General features: G+C 58.8%; 19 protein-coding genes. 7 read left to right on the top strand and 12 right to left on the bottom strand.

The window, feature by feature from the left end; genetic code table 11:
- Nucleotides 1-22 precede the first annotated feature (22 nt).
- Both FHT78_RS10055 and FHT78_RS10050 read right to left on the bottom strand, forming a co-directional pair.
- The gene (locus tag FHT78_RS10055; protein ID WP_183743029.1) at nucleotides 23-1,513 is read right to left on the bottom strand and encodes a glycosyltransferase family 39 protein; all 1,491 of its coding nucleotides are present in this window, start codon (nucleotides 1,511-1,513) and stop codon (nucleotides 23-25) included.
- Between the two features lie 574 nt (nucleotides 1,514-2,087).
- On the bottom strand, nucleotides 2,088-2,234 hold the full coding sequence (locus FHT78_RS10050) for a DUF1127 domain-containing protein (protein WP_183743027.1): 147 nt from the start codon (nucleotides 2,232-2,234) through the stop codon (nucleotides 2,088-2,090).
- A 410-nt stretch (nucleotides 2,235-2,644) separates the two neighbouring features.
- On the opposite strand from FHT78_RS10050, the gene FHT78_RS10045 reads away from it, so the two are divergent.
- Nucleotides 2,645-2,794: a hypothetical protein gene (locus FHT78_RS10045; protein ID WP_183743025.1), complete on the top strand. Its 150-nt coding sequence runs from the start codon at nucleotides 2,645-2,647 to the stop codon at nucleotides 2,792-2,794.
- Between the two features lie 107 nt (nucleotides 2,795-2,901).
- Here the strand turns inward: FHT78_RS10045 and FHT78_RS10040 are convergent, their stop codons facing one another.
- Nucleotides 2,902-3,681, bottom strand: a complete 780-nt coding sequence (locus FHT78_RS10040; RefSeq protein ID WP_183743499.1) for a DUF1194 domain-containing protein — start codon at nucleotides 3,679-3,681, stop codon at nucleotides 2,902-2,904.
- Between the two features lie 224 nt (nucleotides 3,682-3,905).
- On the opposite strand from FHT78_RS10040, the gene FHT78_RS10035 reads away from it, so the two are divergent.
- Complete coding sequence (locus FHT78_RS10035; RefSeq protein WP_183743023.1) at nucleotides 3,906-4,148, top strand: DUF6074 family protein; 243 nt, start codon at nucleotides 3,906-3,908, stop codon at nucleotides 4,146-4,148.
- A gap of 4 nt (nucleotides 4,149-4,152) precedes the next feature.
- Here the strand turns inward: FHT78_RS10035 and FHT78_RS10030 are convergent, their stop codons facing one another.
- The 3 genes from FHT78_RS10030 to FHT78_RS10020 all read right to left on the bottom strand — a co-directional run bounded on the left by FHT78_RS10030 (nucleotide 4,153) and on the right by FHT78_RS10020 (nucleotide 5,582).
- Nucleotides 4,153-4,455, bottom strand: a complete 303-nt coding sequence (locus tag FHT78_RS10030) for a hypothetical protein (protein WP_183743021.1) — start codon at nucleotides 4,453-4,455, stop codon at nucleotides 4,153-4,155.
- Between the two features lie 139 nt (nucleotides 4,456-4,594).
- A complete protein-coding gene (locus FHT78_RS10025; RefSeq protein WP_183743019.1) occupies nucleotides 4,595-4,816 on the bottom strand; it encodes a hypothetical protein in 222 nt (73 codons plus the stop codon).
- A gap of 46 nt (nucleotides 4,817-4,862) precedes the next feature.
- Nucleotides 4,863-5,582, bottom strand: coding sequence for a Crp/Fnr family transcriptional regulator (locus FHT78_RS10020; protein ID WP_183743018.1), 720 nt, complete (start codon nucleotides 5,580-5,582; stop codon nucleotides 4,863-4,865).
- A 119-nt stretch (nucleotides 5,583-5,701) separates the two neighbouring features.
- On the opposite strand from FHT78_RS10020, the gene FHT78_RS10015 reads away from it, so the two are divergent.
- Nucleotides 5,702-5,935, top strand: coding sequence for a hypothetical protein (locus FHT78_RS10015; protein WP_183743497.1), 234 nt, complete (start codon nucleotides 5,702-5,704; stop codon nucleotides 5,933-5,935).
- Between the two features lie 283 nt (nucleotides 5,936-6,218).
- Nucleotides 6,219-7,880, top strand: a complete 1,662-nt coding sequence (locus FHT78_RS10010) for an alpha-amylase family protein (RefSeq protein WP_183743016.1) — start codon at nucleotides 6,219-6,221, stop codon at nucleotides 7,878-7,880.
- Between the two features lie 72 nt (nucleotides 7,881-7,952).
- Here FHT78_RS10010 and FHT78_RS10005 read toward each other — a convergent pair whose 3' ends face one another.
- Together FHT78_RS10005 and FHT78_RS10000 are read right to left on the bottom strand one after the other, a co-directional pair.
- Complete coding sequence (locus FHT78_RS10005; RefSeq protein WP_183743014.1) at nucleotides 7,953-9,293, bottom strand: sorbosone dehydrogenase family protein; 1,341 nt, start codon at nucleotides 9,291-9,293, stop codon at nucleotides 7,953-7,955.
- Nucleotides 9,290-9,739: a DUF2231 domain-containing protein gene (locus tag FHT78_RS10000; protein WP_246715224.1), complete on the bottom strand. Its 450-nt coding sequence runs from the start codon at nucleotides 9,737-9,739 to the stop codon at nucleotides 9,290-9,292. Before FHT78_RS10000 ends, FHT78_RS10005 begins: the two co-directional genes overlap by 4 nt.
- A 106-nt stretch (nucleotides 9,740-9,845) precedes the next feature.
- Here FHT78_RS10000 and FHT78_RS09995 point away from each other — a divergent pair, with 106 nt between their 5' ends.
- The 3 genes from FHT78_RS09995 to FHT78_RS09985 all read left to right on the top strand — a co-directional run bounded on the left by FHT78_RS09995 (nucleotide 9,846) and on the right by FHT78_RS09985 (nucleotide 12,976).
- Nucleotides 9,846-11,066 (top strand): HlyD family secretion protein, encoded by a 1,221-nt coding sequence (locus tag FHT78_RS09995; protein WP_246715222.1) that lies wholly within the window; start codon nucleotides 9,846-9,848, stop codon nucleotides 11,064-11,066.
- A 1-nt stretch (nucleotide 11,067) separates the two neighbouring features.
- Nucleotides 11,068-12,678, top strand: a complete 1,611-nt coding sequence (locus tag FHT78_RS09990) for a DHA2 family efflux MFS transporter permease subunit (protein WP_183743012.1) — start codon at nucleotides 11,068-11,070, stop codon at nucleotides 12,676-12,678.
- A 106-nt stretch (nucleotides 12,679-12,784) separates the two neighbouring features.
- A complete protein-coding gene (locus FHT78_RS09985; protein WP_183743010.1) occupies nucleotides 12,785-12,976 on the top strand; it encodes a hypothetical protein in 192 nt (63 codons plus the stop codon).
- A gap of 57 nt (nucleotides 12,977-13,033) precedes the next feature.
- On the opposite strand, the gene FHT78_RS09980 is transcribed toward FHT78_RS09985, so the two are convergent.
- The 4 genes from FHT78_RS09980 to FHT78_RS09965 all read right to left on the bottom strand — a co-directional run bounded on the left by FHT78_RS09980 (nucleotide 13,034) and on the right by FHT78_RS09965 (nucleotide 17,164).
- Entirely contained in the window at nucleotides 13,034-14,104 is a 1,071-nt protein-coding gene (locus FHT78_RS09980; RefSeq protein WP_183743008.1) for an ABC transporter ATP-binding protein, read from the bottom strand.
- On the bottom strand, nucleotides 14,101-14,928 hold the full coding sequence (locus FHT78_RS09975) for a carbohydrate ABC transporter permease (protein WP_183743006.1): 828 nt from the start codon (nucleotides 14,926-14,928) through the stop codon (nucleotides 14,101-14,103). Before FHT78_RS09975 ends, FHT78_RS09980 begins: the two co-directional genes overlap by 4 nt.
- A complete protein-coding gene (locus FHT78_RS09970; RefSeq protein WP_183743004.1) occupies nucleotides 14,925-15,827 on the bottom strand; it encodes a sugar ABC transporter permease in 903 nt (300 codons plus the stop codon). The genes FHT78_RS09975 and FHT78_RS09970 overlap by 4 nt, the downstream gene beginning before the upstream one ends.
- 104 nt (nucleotides 15,828-15,931) lie before the next feature.
- The gene (locus tag FHT78_RS09965; protein WP_183743002.1) at nucleotides 15,932-17,164 is read right to left on the bottom strand and encodes a sugar ABC transporter substrate-binding protein; all 1,233 of its coding nucleotides are present in this window, start codon (nucleotides 17,162-17,164) and stop codon (nucleotides 15,932-15,934) included.
- Between the last annotated feature and the right edge of the window lie 41 nt (nucleotides 17,165-17,205).

The following is a 17,205-nucleotide window of genomic DNA, read 5'->3' as shown; positions in this document are numbered from 1 at the left end:
AGTTTCGGGCACAGTAGCGGGGCTACTTCGCCCCACCTTCGATCCAGGCATAGCCAATAGCAAACGCGTGTTTCCGATGTCCGAAGAGATAGGGCATCGCAAGGGTGTTTGTTTGCGCCACCTCGATGCCTGCGGCTTTAAGCCTGGCCGCAAAATCTGGCGTCATCGTCGCTTCCTTATCGCTGGGGCCGCGCCAAAGGACGAGAACAGGGCCTTTCGTGTTGGCGTAGTCGGTCGCTGCCGTGTCCGGGAAGTCCGGAAGCACGGTCGGCACCTCTGGCAATTGCAAACGAAAGTTGCCGGCAAGGTATTTGTTGGAGGCGATGATGAGGTTCGGTCTTCGAGTCGCCGTCAGCTCTGACGCGAAACCCGCCATGGGGGCGTTCAGGATCGGATAGTTGCCGACATATTGAGCCCCAACGATCCTGACGGTCAGAACCGTCACGATGATGACCATTGCCACCGGCACAACAGGCAGGAGGCGGCGAATCCCGACAGACAGGTCGATGCCTGCAGCCTGCATTTTCAACAGCATGTAGATGGGCAGGACCAGCAGAAACGGGTCAAGCCAGCGCTCATGGATATGGCTTGCGCCACCAACGACGACGAGGGCTACGGCAAGCAGGCTTGCCATCATCATCCGCTCGATCAGGCGGATCATCGGGCTCGTCGCCCTGAGCGCGCGCAAGAGGTCGCGACGGAAGGCGGCGGCGAACAGCACGATCGGCAAGGCTGAGAACCCGATGACGGCAACGACAAGGGAAACGAGCCCCTGACCGATACGCAGGATGGCGCTCGAGGCTTCGTGCCTTGCCGTCATCCGCTGCAGGGTCGCTGTCGAGGCGCTGTCGATATTGTCCTTCAGCCAGAGCGCGTGCGGCAGGACGATCAAAACGCTGATGGCAATTGCAGCAAGCACGCGCCAGTCGAGCAGACAGCGACGCCAATCCTTATCCGCCAACACCGCGAGCAGAGCGGCGGCAGGCAGGATGGCAAAATTATACTTGGAAATCATCCCGATGCCGGCAGCGGTGCCGACCAGGAGATAGGAGGTGAGTGTCGGCTTTTGCAGCGTTCTGAACAGGCCGTAGAGAAACAGCCCGGTTGCGACGAGCAGCGCCACGGTATGGGTCAGCTCGCGCTGCGCAAGAAAGCCAACCTGTGGGAGGGTGATGAGGCTTAGCATCGCGACTGCGGCAAGCGCCCTGTCCTTCAACGCCTCTCGAGCAGCGAGTCCATAGAACACGTAACAGAGAAAAAGAATGATGTTTTTGGGGATCACCAGCGTCCATATCGACAGGCCGGCTACTGAGACGACCGCATATTGCAGCCAATTGTAGAAGGGTGGCTGAGGGCCGTAGCCTAAGAAGAGATACTGCGAGAAGAACGCCTGCTCGGATTCATCAAGACCAAGCGTGTCGGGAAGCGCGATCCGAATGAGTGCGTGGGTGATAAAATAGGCAGCCAGAAACAGCATTGCGGCAGGAAGGCTGCTGCCGATCCGCGACAGCATCGATCGCCGGCCCGTGTCGCTTTTCTCAGGCGGCGGAAAAGGAATGCTTTCGACGCTCACGATCTGACGACCGATTTGGCGACAGCATAATCCGCAGCTTCTCGAATTGCTTGTCGAAACTTTGGGACTTCTCTTCGAGGCATTCCTGGCATTCCCCCTGTAAGCGCTACCCTGAATAGCAGGCCACTCCGCCTGATGAAAGTCTAAATGGGTTCAAGAGAGGGAAACCGTGCGGCGGTAGACTCTGGATAGACCAAGACCGTCGCCTAAAAGAGTAAGGCTATGCCGGGGAGGAGGAGATCCGGCAGACGCCTTTCATGACGCATGGCGGCGGGAGGAGGAGGCCACCACGTTGACGCCGGCCTGGGAGAAGGTAAACCGCGTCTCAGACAAAGCGACGGGGAGGAGTTTCATCGCTTCGCTTAATCAGGATATGCGCCGATCGCTGCCAATCTTCTAGGCACATATTTGCAAAGGTGCCATGCGCTATGCGCCAGAAGAAGAGCTCACGTGATACGAAAAACGCGCCCGCCTTGGTCGGGCGAGCGCGTTTGATATTCGTTAAGAACCGGTCTTAGCGGCCAACGGCAGCGCGTGCGACGTCGCGGATATCGCTACGGGCAATACCCAGATCGTTCAGTTCGCGGCCCGACATACGGCCAAGCTCAGTAACGGTTTGCCGATACTTGCGCCAGTTGTTGAAGGTGCGTGCGATGTTCATTTTAATCCCCTTTCCTTGGGTCCAGCGATAGCTGCCAAATAGCGGCGCTTCGTTCGCTTTGATGAGAGATATATAATATGGGGCGGCGAGAAAGAGTAGCGTTCAGACTACAGTTCACCTATGCAGGAAATGCATGACTAACCAGACTGATGGCCTCTTTTGAGGCACCGTCCTATCCGTGAGTATAGTTTGAACGACGCCTGCTTAAGCCCCATGTGATCCCTACGATCCTTCCAAGCCGATGAGGGGCACATTCGATGTCTAAATCAGTCTGCGAAGCCTATCCTAGAATATGCAGTAAATCCCGTCTCGCGCACCCTCGTCCTGTCCGCCTGTTCCATCCCGCAAACGACAACCGACAAAATGCGATCCGGCCAACCCTCGTCGTCGCCCTACCCACAAGCCTTTCAGTGCCCGAGGCCAGATCGATATCTGCCCTGGAAGTCGGATCAGCTATTTCACTGCTGGGGCTGCTGATCTTCGCCGCCCATGAGGAGATCATGGCGGCCGCTTCCGCTCTCGAACAGTTTCTCGCGAGTGCGCCGGTCGCCCTCTGGTAGCCACAGCATCTCATCCTGCCCCAAATCTTGGCGATCACCCAGGTGGTTCTGCCACGGCTGGACCAGCGGGCAGAACTTCAGGCGTCTTGATAATTTGGGGGCGGCGGTCAACGATCGAACAAATTCTGCCAGAGCTTCTCGCCAACCAGGCAGTCTGTTGTCGGAGGATTCATCGCAATTTTGCCGATCTCTGCCGGTAGTTCGCGCCCGCTGATTTCCCAGACCAGCTTCCTGCGAACGGCAACGGCAAAATCCTCGATCTTATAGACAGGCAAAACGAAGGAGCCGGGGCCGCCGATCACGCAGTCACCGTAATATTTGTCGAGCCCTTCGGGCACATCGGATGGTCGCAGCATGATGGCCAGCCCGTTGATGACGATGCCCGCCTCCAGAGCCGCATCGCGCGCAGGTGTGACCGGATCGCCGGAATTATTGGGACCGTCGCCGGAGACGTCGATCACCTCGCGATGCCCGTTATACGGGCCCGCGGCAAGCATTGACGCCCCTTGAACAATCGCTGCGGATATGGAGGTGCGGCGCTGGGTAGCGATCGGCCGCATCTCCAGCTTGTCGGCAAAATCCAGCGCATCCTTTTGCGTCTCGATCACCTGCCAATCGATGACGGAACCAGGCACGACATAGCCGGCCCATTCGAAATAGCTGACAGCAATCCGCCCGGTCAGGCCTCCTTTCACAGCGTCGAGGAACTCCCTGTGCCGCAGCGCCTCGACATAGCCCTCGCGCTGGATGCGGACTTCTTCGTAATCCATCGAGCGGGACGTATCCACGGCCAGCACCAGCTCGACATCGACTTCGTTTTGGCTTGACTGCGCGATCGTGGCGGCAGCGCCGGACAGGCTCGCGAGGATCGCAAGTGTCGTGAGCATCATCACTTCCCATCACTGCGTCATGGGGAGAACTCTAACATAGCTCGGCGTGACGACGGCGACTGCTGCCAGATACATTCTGTCAATTTTCGGTGATCTGTCGCCAGCGAACGAACGGGCAGCAGACGAGGAGCGGTGTCCTCGGTTGGTTCACCACTTGTGAAGAACTCATAGCCATTCTGCGGGACACTTGGCGATTCGCCCAGCACAATGACGGAGATAGCATGCCGCTTCTGCAGTTTCCCGCCGACCGACGCACAGCCGATATCAGGCGCTGCGCCGAGGCCCTTCAGACCCTTCACGGCGAGGCCGCCAACCGCTTCTGGCGGTCGGAGATGGCCGGGTTCGCGGCCAACTTGAGAGAACAGGGCTGCAGCGACGCTGAGCTGTCGCGGCAGGCTGCCCTGTTCATGGATGCGGTACAGATGGAGCTTCAGGTCGCCTACGCCACAGCGGCAGAGCGATAGAAACTTACTTGGGAAAGCGGTTGTAGAAGGATTGCGGGTCGTAAACGCACTCGTAGTCGAGCACGCACATCTCCCCGTTGGCGGCGCGCACCCTTGCGACATCATATTTGTCGCCGAGCCGGCATTGCGCAGGCGGGTAACGGAAGCTCCTGCCGCCGATGCCCATGCGAACGAAGACGGCCTTTTTCTGCTGGATAATCTGCCGGAGTTCGCGGCAGGAATGGTCGCGCGCATTGACCTCCACCGCCTCGAGAGCAAAGGCAGCCGTGGGGGCCAGAAGGGCGACCGCTAAAACCAAACTTCTCATAAGACCTCCGGATGCGGACGGCTTGGCAGCAGCCGTACGGCCCTCAACGGCGACGGCTGCGCCGACGTCGCGCGATAAAGGTAGGGTTTGGGCGGATGGCATACCAGATCGACGCACCCATATCGATGATACGGTTGCTTCAGATCTTGCCGCGCGTGGCAAAGACCAGCGTCTTCAGTTGTTCTTCGTCGTGGACGCCCTGGCGGTAGAGTTCGATGATGATCGCAGCCGAACGGCTCACCTCCTCCTCGTCATCGGCAAACTTGAATTCGGCCTTCACAGCATCCAGCACTTTCTGGCAGACGGCGAGATCATCCGATGTCAGCGCTTCGTCGCGAGGCTTGATGTAACGGCTGATCATGATGCGTTCCCACGTTGGATCCGACAGGTTTCTGGCACAGCTACTCCTAACGCGCTTCGACCGACAACGACAGATACCCAGCGTCGAAGCCCGCAATCTTCTGCAGCTTGTCCCAGTCAAGAATGGTGATAACCCTACCCTCCCAAGCGAAAGCCTTTTCTTTCCTGAGCGACTGCAGCGTCTTGTTCAAATGAACCAGGGAAACACCGAGAACATCTGCCATGGCGTTCTGCGTCAGCGGCAGCTGAAAGGTCGGCCCGTTCGTCCGGCGCACCGTGCGAAGCCGCACGTAGAGTTCACAGATGAGATGGGCGATATGCGCCTTCTTAGACCGGCGCCCCATGGCAACGATCCATTCGCGGTGCACTGCACCGTCCACCAGCGTATCAAGCCACAACAGCCGCGTCAGATGGGGATTGGTTTCGGTGATCGCCTTCAGTTCCTGATGATCGACGGAGGCGATGCGACAGTTGGAGATTGCCAGGACACCGTGGTCCACCACTTTCAATGGGAAGGCATGCAGATCGACGAAATCACCGGCAACCTGCAACGCGGTGATTTGGCGAGTGCCATCCTCCAGAACCTTATAGCGGGCCGCAAATCCATCCAGCAGCAGCGTCGAATGATTGGGTCTGCTTCCCTCCGATACGAGATCTTCACCCGCGGCCACGGATCTTTCCCGTCCGACGATCGCGCGCAAGAGCTCGATCTCCGCAGTGGAAAGCACATCGTGACTTTCGAGATTGAGAAGGAGCGGCTCGATCAAGAACGGCTCTCCCCGCATAGGACGAAAGCGGAAAAACGGTGACTTCCCAACAGAATAGACGAATGGAACAATTTGACCGGTCGGCACTTCATGATGAAACATTTCAATGGGGTGAGCAGATGGCCCGATACTTCTTTGACCTTCACAACGGTGACGGCCCGATTCGGGACGATGCGGGAACGGAACTTGCGTCACGAGACGAGGTGCTTAAGGAAATGGCGCGAATTCTAGTAGATGTCGCACGCGACGAACTGCCAGCCGGCGAGCGGACGATCATCTCGGTGACTGTCCGTTCCGAAGAGCGGCCGATTTCCGTCGCGAGTCTCGCTTTTTCGAACGAATGGCTGGATTGATTCCGCGCCATGCGAGGCTGTGTAGCCCATAAATAACGGATCAAACCTGCCAAACTCGCGCCCCCGACATGACATGCAAGACCATGCATGCGGCGGGACCATAGCTGGCAGTCCATCTGCCGGCATTTAAATTTGACACAACCGGCTGCCGCTTCGAGATGCCGGCGGGCCGGCTCGGCATGTCCTCCGACTCCATCAAGAAGACCGTCTGACAGCGCCATTTCCGCGGTACCGGAACAATCCGCCGATGACAGCCTTTTGGCTTGCGAACGAGGAGAAAGCGATGATCAACGACCTTTGGTATAAGAATGCAGTCATCTATTGTTTATCGGTAGAAACTTTCATGGACGCCAATGGCGACGGCATTGGCGATTTTCAGGGCCTCATGCGCCGGCTCGATTACCTCGCAGGCCTCGGCATTACTGCCATCTGGCTGATGCCCTTCCAAGCCTCTCCCGGAAAAGACGACGGCTACGACATATCCGACTATTACAATGTCGATCCACGCTATGGCACGCTGGGCGATTTCGTTGAATTCACGCATGGTGCCAAGCAACGCGGCATCCGCGTATTGATCGACCTTGTGGTCAACCACACGTCCGATCAGCATCCGTGGTTTCAGGAGGCGCGACGAGATCCGACATCTCGCTATCGCGACTGGTACGTCTGGTCCGAGCAAAAGCCTGAGAATGCCGATCAAGGCATGGTGTTTCCGGGGGTGCAGAAATCCACCTGGACCTACGACCAGGCGGCAAAGGGCTATTACTTCCACCGCTTCTACGATTGCCAGCCGGATCTCAACACTGCCAATCCGCATGTCCAGGCCGAGATCCTGAAGATCATGGGATTCTGGATACAGCTCGGCGTCTCCGGCTTCAGAATGGACGCCGTCCCTTTCATCATTGCCAAGAAGGGAGCGGCTGTGAAGAAGCCGGCGGAGCAATTCGACATGCTGAGAACCTTCCGCGAGTTCCTGCAGTGGCGGCAGGGCGATTCCATCATCCTGGCCGAGGCCAATGTCCTGCCGGAAACTGATCTCGATTACTTCGGCGAAGATGGCGACCGCATGCAGATGATGTTCAATTTCCAGGTCAATCAGGCGCTTTTCTATGCGCTGGCAACCGCAGACACCGGTCCGCTCGTAAAAGCCATGGAAAAGACGCGCGCCCGGCCGCAAACGGCGCAATGGGGCCTGTTCCTGCGTAACCACGATGAGCTCGATCTTGGGCGACTGAGCGAAAAACAGCGCCAAGCCGTGTTTGCCGCCTTTGGACCGGACAAATCCATGCAGCTTTACGACCGCGGCATCCGGCGCCGGCTGGCGCCGATGCTCAAGGACAGCGCCCCGTACATTCGTATGGCCTACAGTCTGATGTTCTCGTTGCCGGGAACGCCTGTTCTTCGCTACGGCGACGAGATCGCTATGGGCGATGATTTGTCGCTGCCGGAGCGCAATTGCGCCCGCACGCCGATGCAATGGTCAAGAGAGCCCAATGCAGGCTTCACCAAGCACGATAAACCGGTCCTGCCGGTCATTACGAAAGGCCCTTACGGATACCAGCACGTGAACGTTGCGGCGCAACGGCGCGATCCACAGTCAATGCTGAACTGGACAGAGCGCCTGATCCGCATGCGCAAGGAGGCACCGGAGATCGGCTGGGGCGACTTTACCTGCCTCGATGCCGGCGACCCGGGTGTGCTCGCTATCCGATACGATTGGCGAAACAACGCCGTGCTGATCGTCCACAATCTCCATTCGAAGCCCGTGGAAGTTGAAATCGATCCTGATGTCGGCGAACAAGGAAACTTGTTGATCGACATCGCCGATGGCGACAACAGCGAAGCCGACGATCGCGGCAAACATTGCCTGCTCCTGGAGCCTTATGCCTACAGGTGGTTCAGGGTCGGGGGATTGGATTATCTGCTGCGGCGAACCGAGATCTGAGGGCTGGCAAGGCAGATCGCCCGCCTACACGCGGCAAGGCCGGCGGTAAGAGGAACGGTCGACCTGCGCGGCCTACCTCGCGGCGGTCACGCGCCAAACCGTGTTGCCGACATCGTCGGCGATCAACAGGCCGCCGGCCTTGTCGACTGCCAGTCCGACCGGCCTGCCATGCGTCTGGTCGTCCCCTTGAAGAAAGCCTGTGACGACGTCCTGCGGTTTGCCGCTCGGCTTGCCATTCTGGAATGGGACGAAAACGACCTTGTAACCATTGAATTCATGGCGGTTCCAGCTTCCATGCTCGCCGACGAAAGCGCCACCCGTATATTGGGCCGGCAGGTTGTCGGCCGTGTAAAAGGCCATGCCGAGCGGCGCAACATGCGAACTCAGCGAATAGTCGGGAACGATCGCCTTTGCCACGAGATCCGGCCTTTGCGGCATGACGCGCGGATCGACATTCTGGCCGAAATAGCTGTATGGCCAGCCATAAAAGCCGCCATCCTTGACGGAGGTCATGTAGTCAGGAACAAGATTGGGGCCAAGCTCGTCGCGTTCATTGACGACCGTCCAGAGCGCATGGGTCTGCGGCTCCCAGCTGAGACCATTGGGATTGCGCAACCCATCGGCAAAGATCCTGAAGCTGCCGGTCTGCCGGTCGACCTCCAGGATAGCGGCCCTATTCTTTTCCGCCTCGATGCCGTTTTCCGTTATGTTGCTGTTCGAGCCGACGCCGGCGTAGAGCTTGTTGCCGTCTTCGCTGGCGACGAGGCTCTTCGTCCAATGATGGTCGATCGGCCCGCCTGGGAGTTCGGTCAGCACGGTGCCGCGCTCGGTTATCTTCGTCTCGCCCTCCTGATAGGGATAACGCCTGATGGCATCGGTATCGGCGACGTAGAGATCGCTTCCGACAAGTGCCACGCCGAAGGGCGAATTGAGATGGTCGAGGAAGGTCTCCTTGACTTCGGCGACCCCGTCGCCATCGGCATCGCGCAGCAGGGTAATGCGGTTGCTGCCCTCGTTGCCGCCGCCCGAGGTCGCTATGGATTCTATCCAGCCCATGATCAGATCCTTGGGCCGCTTGATCGACGCGGCAGGCGGCGCAATGGATTCCACCGCCAGTACATCGCCGTTTGGCAGGACATAGACCGAGCGCGGATGTTTCAGCCCCGCCGCCAGCGCCTTGATCTTCAATCCGTCGGCGACTTTCGGCGTTTCGCCCTCCTTCCATCCGATGACCGAGGCGACGTGCATCGGGGGTATCAGATATTGCGCCTGTTCGGGCAGCTTGGGATTGGGGCCGATTTCGCTTGTCGGGTCGGGCTCATTGTCGCTGCAGCCAGCGAGAAGCGCGCCGCTGCTGCAGAGCAGGATCAGAGCCAAAGCGTTGAAATAAGAGAACGCAAGGGAGCGGTTCATTCTTCGAGCCCTCCTGCACGCTGGCGCAAGATAACCCAGCCGATGCAAGCATTGATCACGATCAGCACGGCTGCGACGACTGAGAGTGTTAGCCCCGTCGGCACGACCGAGGTCCATGCATCGCGGCTATGTATGAAGGCGTTGAAGAGCGACACAACAAAGGCGGCGATGTTGCCAATGATATAGAGCCAGCCCAAACCGCCCCGCAGGAGAAGCCGTCCGCTGAAGATGTCGATGAGCACGGCAATGGCCGCCAGAGCGCCGAGCAGCAACCCAAAGGTGAGAAGCCAGGCGGAAAAGTTCGTCCACATCATCTCGGCTGTCCGCCAATAGGTAATGTCGGTCAGAAGCGCGCCAACAAGGCAGGCGGCTGAAAAATGGAGCGGAACTGAACGCGGAGGTGGCGCCACGATTGCAATGTAAGAGCGCATGGTCGTGTAGGTCATGGTCGTGATCCGTAAAGGTTCGCCGGGCGCTTGCCTAACCACTACCACCGGAAATTGTTCCGGATATGCGAATTGAAAAAGCGGCCATGCCCGGACTTGCGACATTTTGACCGGAACCGAAGCCGATGATCCGGCGTTGGTCTCCGGTTTCAAGATGAAAGATTTTGCCGTGCCCCAAAACCAGCGCGCCGCCGCCAGGCAACAGCAACCCTCCGCTCCCACAAAAGATGAAGCCCCGGTAAAAGAGGCGGAAAACAATGCCGAGGAGGGCCAGGAGAAGGAGCAGCGACCCTCCGTCGTCAGGCGTCATCCGATCGCTGCTCTTCTCATCGTTCTTGCGCTGATTGCCCTTGCTGTCGGCGGTTACTTCATCTGGCTCATCTATTTCCATCCTTATGAGACGACAGACGACGCGTTCCTCGATGCGCGCAGCTTCTCCGTCGCGGCCAAGATCTCAGGTTACGTGTCGGATGTTCCTGTCTCCGACAACCAGCATGTCGATGCCGGAACGGTGATCGCCAAGATCGACCCGCGCGACTACCAGATCGCGCTCGATCAGGCGCACAGTCAGATAGACGTCGCAAAGGCTGCCATTTCGAGCGCCGAAGCCCAGATCGCCGCGGCAGCGGCGGCAATTGACGAAGCAAAGGCGCAGCTGACATCGGCAGAGGCCGCCCTTCAATATGCCAAGGACGAGAACAACAGACAACAGCAACTGGTCAAAAGCGGTGCAGGCTCCGAGCAGGCAGCCCAGCAGGCGGTGTCCACCTTGCGGCAGAACGAGGCGAGCACCGCTCAGGCCCAAGCAAGCGTTACCTCAGCCATCAAGAATAAGGCGGCTGCCGAAGCGCAGAGGGCAAGCGCGGTCGCCAATCTGCATCAGGCGGAAGCACAGGTCGAGACGGCCGAACAGAACCTCAGCTACACGACGATCACGGCCGCCCAGCCGGGTCGTGTCGTGAAGCTCAGCGGCGCGAAGGGGCAATATATCCAGGCCGGACAGGCAGTCTCCATGTTCGTGCCCGACGAGATCTGGGTGACGGCCAATTTCAAGGAAACCCAGCTGACTGACATGCGGCCGGGCCAACCTGTCGACGTGACGATCGATGCCTATCCAGATCATTTGCTTCGTGGCCGTGTCGATTCCGTCCAGCCCGGTTCGGGCACTGCCTTTTCACTGCTTCCGGCTGAAAACGCGACCGGCAACTATGTCAAGGTCACACAGCGCGTGCCCGTCAAGATCGTCGTCGACAATTGGCCCCAAGATGTGGCGATCGGTCCCGGCATGTCCGTCGTTCCGACGGTTACCGTGCGGCCGAGGAACTGACATGAGTGATGCCATGACAGCGGATGGCATGCCGGCATCCGGTGCCAGGGTCGTCAATCCGTGGCTGATTGCCCTGGTCGTTTCACTCGCAACCTTCATGGAAGTTCTGGATACGACAATTGCCAATGTGGCGCTGCGCTATATCTCCGGCGGTCTTGCCGTCAGCGCCGATGAAGCTTCATGGGTCGTCACGACCTATCTCGTCTCCAACGCCATCATTCTCGTCGCCAGCAGCTTCATTGCCAAGCGTTACGGGAGACGGCGCTTCTACCTTCTGTGCCTTGCGACGTTCACCATCGCCTCCATCTGCTGCGGCCTTGCCTGGAACCTGGAATCCCTGCTGATTTTCCGCATGATCCAGGGCTTTGCCGGCGGCGGCATGGTGCCGATCTCCCAGTCGATCCTCGCCGATTCCTTCCCGCCATCGAAACGCAGCCAGGCTTTTGCCCTGTTCGGCGTCGCCGTGGTCGTCGCTCCCGTGGTCGGCCCGACGCTCGGCGGCTACCTCTCTGACAACTTCTCCTGGCACTGGTGCTTTCTGATCAACGGACCGGTCGGCCTCTTCGCATTCGTCCTCGTATACGTCCTGGTGAACGAACCGGATTCACTGCGTCAGGAACGGGCGCGGATGCGTCGGCAAGGCGTGCGTTTCGATATTATCGGCTTCCTGATGGTTGCGACCTTTCTCGGGGCACTCGAACTGGTTCTCGACCGTGGCCAGACGGAAGACTGGTTCGGCTCGAACTTCATCATAGTCGCGACGACAATCTGCGTTGCAGCTTTTCTTCTCGCGATTCCCTGGCTGATGAACGCGGCCAATCCTGTCGTCGACGTCCGCCTGCTGGCAAGCCGGCAATTCGGCTCCTGTTTTATCGTCATGCTGGCGACGGGCGCAATTCTGATCGCCACGACCCAGTTCATCCCGCTGGTCCTGCAGCAGAATTTCGGCTATACGGCGACCTGGGCCGGTCTTGCGCTTTCGCCCGGCGGCCTGGTCACGATGTTCATGATGTTCGTGGCGGGGCGGATTTCCAATAAGTTCCAGCCGAAATACCTGATCGCCATCGGCACAGCGATCATTGCTGCCGCCATGTACGACATGACGCGCCTCAACGCAGACCTCAACTTCGGTTTCTTCGTCTGGTCGCGCATCTATCTCGGCCTGGGCCTGCCGCTGATCTTCATCCCGATGACCGCAGCCTCCTATGACGGCCTGAGACCCGACCAGACGGACCAGGCATCGGCCCTGATCAATGCGGCGCGCAACACAGGTGGTTCGATCGGCGTTGCGATTGCGTCAAACGTGCTTGCCCATCGGGAGCAGTGGCATCAAAGCCGGCTGGTCGAGCACGTCATCCCTTCCGATCCCGCCTACAACCACGCACTGCAGGGCGCCACGCAATATTTTGTCGGCAAAGGGGCGGGAGCTGTCGATGCACAATCGCAGGCCATGGGTTGGATCGGCCAGCAGGTACAGATCCAGGCGAGCTATCTTGCTTATATCGACGTTTTCCACACGCTAATGTGGCTGTCGCTTGCCGTTCTGCCGCTCGCATTCATCCTGCGCAGGATCGATCTTGGCGAGGGTTCCGGCCATCAGGGCGGACACTGATCTGCCTGATGTCGGCAACTTCTTGTATATCCCCTTATCTGGGGGTTCATTCGAATCGCCGCATGGACTATGTATGTGGCGTGATCCTCGCACGAGACAGGTACTGATGACTCCAGAAATGTCCGGCTTTGAATGCACCCGCGGCAATGCCGTTTCCGGCAAATTCAAGCTTTCGAGCAAACTCCCCTACTTTATCGTCGCCGGACTTGCTGTGGCCATGTGGGCAAACTCGAGCGAAGCGCCCCATGGTACAGAGGTGGCGGCCAAACAAGCCACGCCGGCTTCGCTCGCTCGATAAGAAGGGCAATGTCCCGCCGCTGACCGGTGCGGAAATTGATCCGGCAGAAGCCGGATCTCAAATTCTGACGCCGCTCGCCTCATCGAAGAGATGCACCTGAGCTGGAGCCACCGCCACGCCGATCGTCTGGCCCGGCTGAACCGTTCCCCTGCCGGTTTCGACGATCGTCAGCTCAGGCGTCGTCGCCGCAGTGATGAAGGTCGAGGAGCCCGTCGATTCGACGACCGCGACCGGCACGTCAAAACTCCCCTGCCCCTGATTGGTGATGCCGATATGCTCGGGACGGATGCCGACGGTAACCTTGCTGCCGGGCTGAATTTGATGATCGATGTCAATCGGCTGCCTGATCACGCCGAGATCGAGCGTCAGCTTTTTTCCATCTTCGTCGGCAATTGCGGGAATGAAGTTCATCGCGGGCGAGCCGATGAAACCCGCGACGAATTTGTTGGCAGGCTTGTCGTAAAGGTCGAGCGGCCTGCCCTGCTGCTCGATAACGCCGTCCTTCATGACGACGACGTGGTCGGCCATCGTCATCGCCTCGATCTGGTCATGCGTCACATAAACCGAGGTCGCGTGCAGACGGTCGTGCAGCGCGCGGATCTCCTTGCGCATATGGACGCGCAGCGCCGCATCGAGATTTGATAGCGGCTCATCGAAAAGGAAAGCCTTCGGGTGGCGGATGATGGCGCGGCTCATGGCGACGCGCTGGCGCTGGCCGCCGGAGAGTTCACGCGGATAGCGCTTCAAGAGATGCGAAAGGCCTGTCGTGGCCGCAACCTCCTCGGCCGCCTTTCTCGCCTCCGCCTTTGCAACGCCGCGCATGCGCAGGCTGTAGGTGAGATTTTCCTCAACGGTCATATGCGGATAGAGCGCATAAGACTGGAATACCATGGCGACATCGCGTTTACGCGGCGGCACTCCGTTCATCAACTCGCCGGCAATCTTCAGGCTGCCATCGGAAATGGTCTCCAGGCCGGCGAGCGAACGCAGCAAGGTCGACTTGCCGCAGCCGGAAGGACCGACGAGCGCGACGAAGGTGCCCTTGGCGATGGAGAGGTCGATATTCTTCAAGGCATGGAAGGCGCCGTAGTGTTTGTTGACGCCGGCAAGCTCGATCTGAGGGGTCATTTGAGGGCTCCCGAGGTGAGGCCGGACACGATGCGGCGCTGCAAAAGAACGAAGATGACAAGAATCGGCGTCACATACATCGTGGCGTAGGCCATGATGTTGTTCCACTCATTGGTGTTCGGCCCCATGAAGGAATTGAGCCCGACGCTTGCCGGCTGAAGCTCGGCGGCCTGGATCATCGACTTGGAATAGACGAACTCGCCGAAGGCCTGCATGAAAATGAGAATGGCGCTGACCAGAATGCCGTTGCGGGCAAGCGGCAGCACGATGTTGAAGAAGGCGCCGACACGCGAATTGCCGTCGACGAGAGCAGCCTCTTCGAGCTCCATCGGAACCGCCATGAAGGTTGCCCGCACCAGCACCACGAAGAACGGCATGCTCTTTGCGGCAATGGCGATAATGACGGCAAGCCTTGGATAATTCAGCATGCCGATCTGAGAGAAGCCGACGAAAATCGGTGTGATCATCAGCGAAGCCGGCAGAACCTGCAGCATAAGGATCAGGAAGAGGCCGATATCCACCCAGATATTACGGTAGCGCGCCAGCACATAAGCACAGCCGACGCCGAGCACCGTAATGATGACGACAGCACCGATCGCTATCAGCAGCGAATTCCAGAGATAGAGGCCCATGTTCCGGGTTTCCCAGACATAGGCATAAGTGCTCCATTGCGCAGAGGTCGGCCAGAAACTTGGCGGTGTGGCAAACATCTCCGAGCCACTCTTCAGCGCGGTGATGTACATCCAATAAAGCGGGAAAAGGTAGATCGCCGCCATGATGATGGCGATCGCGAGCATAAGACGGTTGCGTGCAGTCTCGCTCATCCGCGCACCTCATGGCGGGTCGAGCGGACGTAGACGACAGAGGCGAACATCACGAAAACGATCATGATGACGGAAATGGTCGCGCCCTTGGCGAAATCATATTGGCGGAAAGACAAATCCCAGGCCCAGTATTGCGTAACGTTGGAGGAGTTGTTCGGGCCACCCGAGGTAATGGCGGCAAAGAGGTCGAACTGCTGCAGCGTGAAGATCAGGCCGAGCGCGATAATAGCGCCGATCGTCGAGCGCATCATCGGCAGCGTAATCGTCCAGAAGCGTTGCCAGGCCGTGGCGCCGTCGAGTTCGGCGGCCTCATAGAGATCGCCAGGAATACCGGAAAGGCCGACAGAAAGCAGGATCATGTTGAACGACGTGCCGAGCCAGATATTGGCGATGATGACAGCGTAAAGCGAATAATGCGGGTCCGAGCGCCAGAAGATATTGCCGGAGATGATACCGCTTTCCTTCAGAATGAAATTCAGGACACCGAAGTCGCCCGAGAGAATCCAGTTCCAGATCGCGCCGACGACGAGACCCGGCATGACCCAAGAGACGAGGAAGAGACCGCGCAGCCAAGAAGCGCCCGGAAAATTGACCCAGAAAAATAGTGCCAGGCCGAAGCCGATCAGGAACTGGCCGGCAATCGAGCCGACGACGAAGATCGCCGTATTGTAGAGGATAGGCAGCGTTTCCGGCTGGGCGAAAAGATCCGTGTAGTTCTTGAAGCCCACCCACGGGCGCGAGAAGGTGCCGAGGCTGAACATGTCAACCTCCTGGAAGCTCATCACCACATTGTAGATGAGCGGCAGGCCTGCCATCAGAAACAGAAAGCCAAGCGGAAAGGCGACAAGCACGATATCGAAACCGCGGCCATCCCTGACGCTGGAAAGGATCCTTCTCATGGGTCCTCCGATGCTCCGAACGGGGCTGCCTGGCCAAAGCCGCAGCAGCCCCTTCCGGGAGGAAAATCTTGGATGGCCGCCAGGCCATCCGGTGATGCGGGAGATCAGCCGAGGACCGCCTTGATCTTGTCGGCTGCCTGATCAAGTGCATCCTTAGCGCTCATCTGGCCGGTGAGCGCAGCCTGAATGGCATCCTGGATCGCCTTGGAGATCTTCGGCCACTGCGGATGCGGACCACGCGGCTTGGCGTATTTCAACTGCTCGAGGAAGACCTTCAGCGCGGCGTCCTTCAGCGGCTGGCCGGTCTCGGGGATGGAGATGTCGGAACGGGCCGGCAGCTGGCCGAAGTTCTTGAACATCTTGTCGTCCTGCGAGGCGAAATATTCGAGCGCCTTGAAGGCCTCGGCCGGATGCTTGCTGGTCGAGAAGATCGCCCAGTTGAAGTCCCCCATCGCCGAAGAGCGCTCTGCACCTTCCTTCGGAACCGGCAGCAGCGTGACACCCCAGTCGAACTTGGCTTCCTTCATCATACGGTCCAGCTCCCACGGACCGGAGATCGCCATGGCGGCATTGCCGGAATTGAACGTGCCGGTCGAATCCCACTGGCCGCGGGTCAGCGTATCCGGCGAGGCAAGCTTCTCGTCCATGATCGTCTTCCAGACTTCGAGCGCCTTGACCGCACCATCGGCATTGATGTGCTCGTAGCCGCCGCCGCCCATCTGCGCCCAGGGCAGGAACTGGAAGGTGCCCTCCTCATTGGCCTTGGCCGAGAAGGCAAGACCATAGACGTTCTTGGCCGGATCGGTCAGCTTGCGGGCATCCTCGACGAGTTCGTCCCAGGTCTGCGGCGGCTTGTTCGGATCGAGGCCTTTCGCCTTGAACATGTCCTTGTTGTAGTAGAGCGCGATCGTGTTCGTCGCCTTAGGCACGCCGAAATATTTGCCATCCCACTCGACCGATTTCAGCGGTCCGGGGAAGTAGTTTTCGGGCTTGATGACCTTCGAATTCTTGATCATGTCAGTGAGATCAAGAAAGGCGCCGCGCGATGAAAACAGCGCGTGCTCAGGATTGTCGACGGCGATGATATCAGGCGCCTGACCCGTGGCATAGGCGCGCATCGCTTCAGTAACGACGTCATCGAACTGGATGAGGCGATATTCGATGGTGATGCCGTTATGCTGGTCATTGAATTCCTTGACCAGGTTCGGCGCCGGCTGCGTGTCCTTGTCCAGCGACCAAAGCGTCAGCTTGACGTCTTCCGCCTTGGCAGACAAGCCGAAGAGCGAAACGCCAGCAAGCGCCAGCGCGCCCAGAACTGCAAATTTGCGGATAGCCATGGTTCTCCTCCTTTGTGGTTATCCTTTGAAATGGCCGGCAT

Source organism: Rhizobium sp. BK196 (assembly GCF_014193255.1).
Taxonomy (GTDB): domain Bacteria; phylum Pseudomonadota; class Alphaproteobacteria; order Rhizobiales; family Rhizobiaceae; genus Rhizobium.
This window is presented reverse-complemented; position numbering and strand designations above follow the sequence as displayed.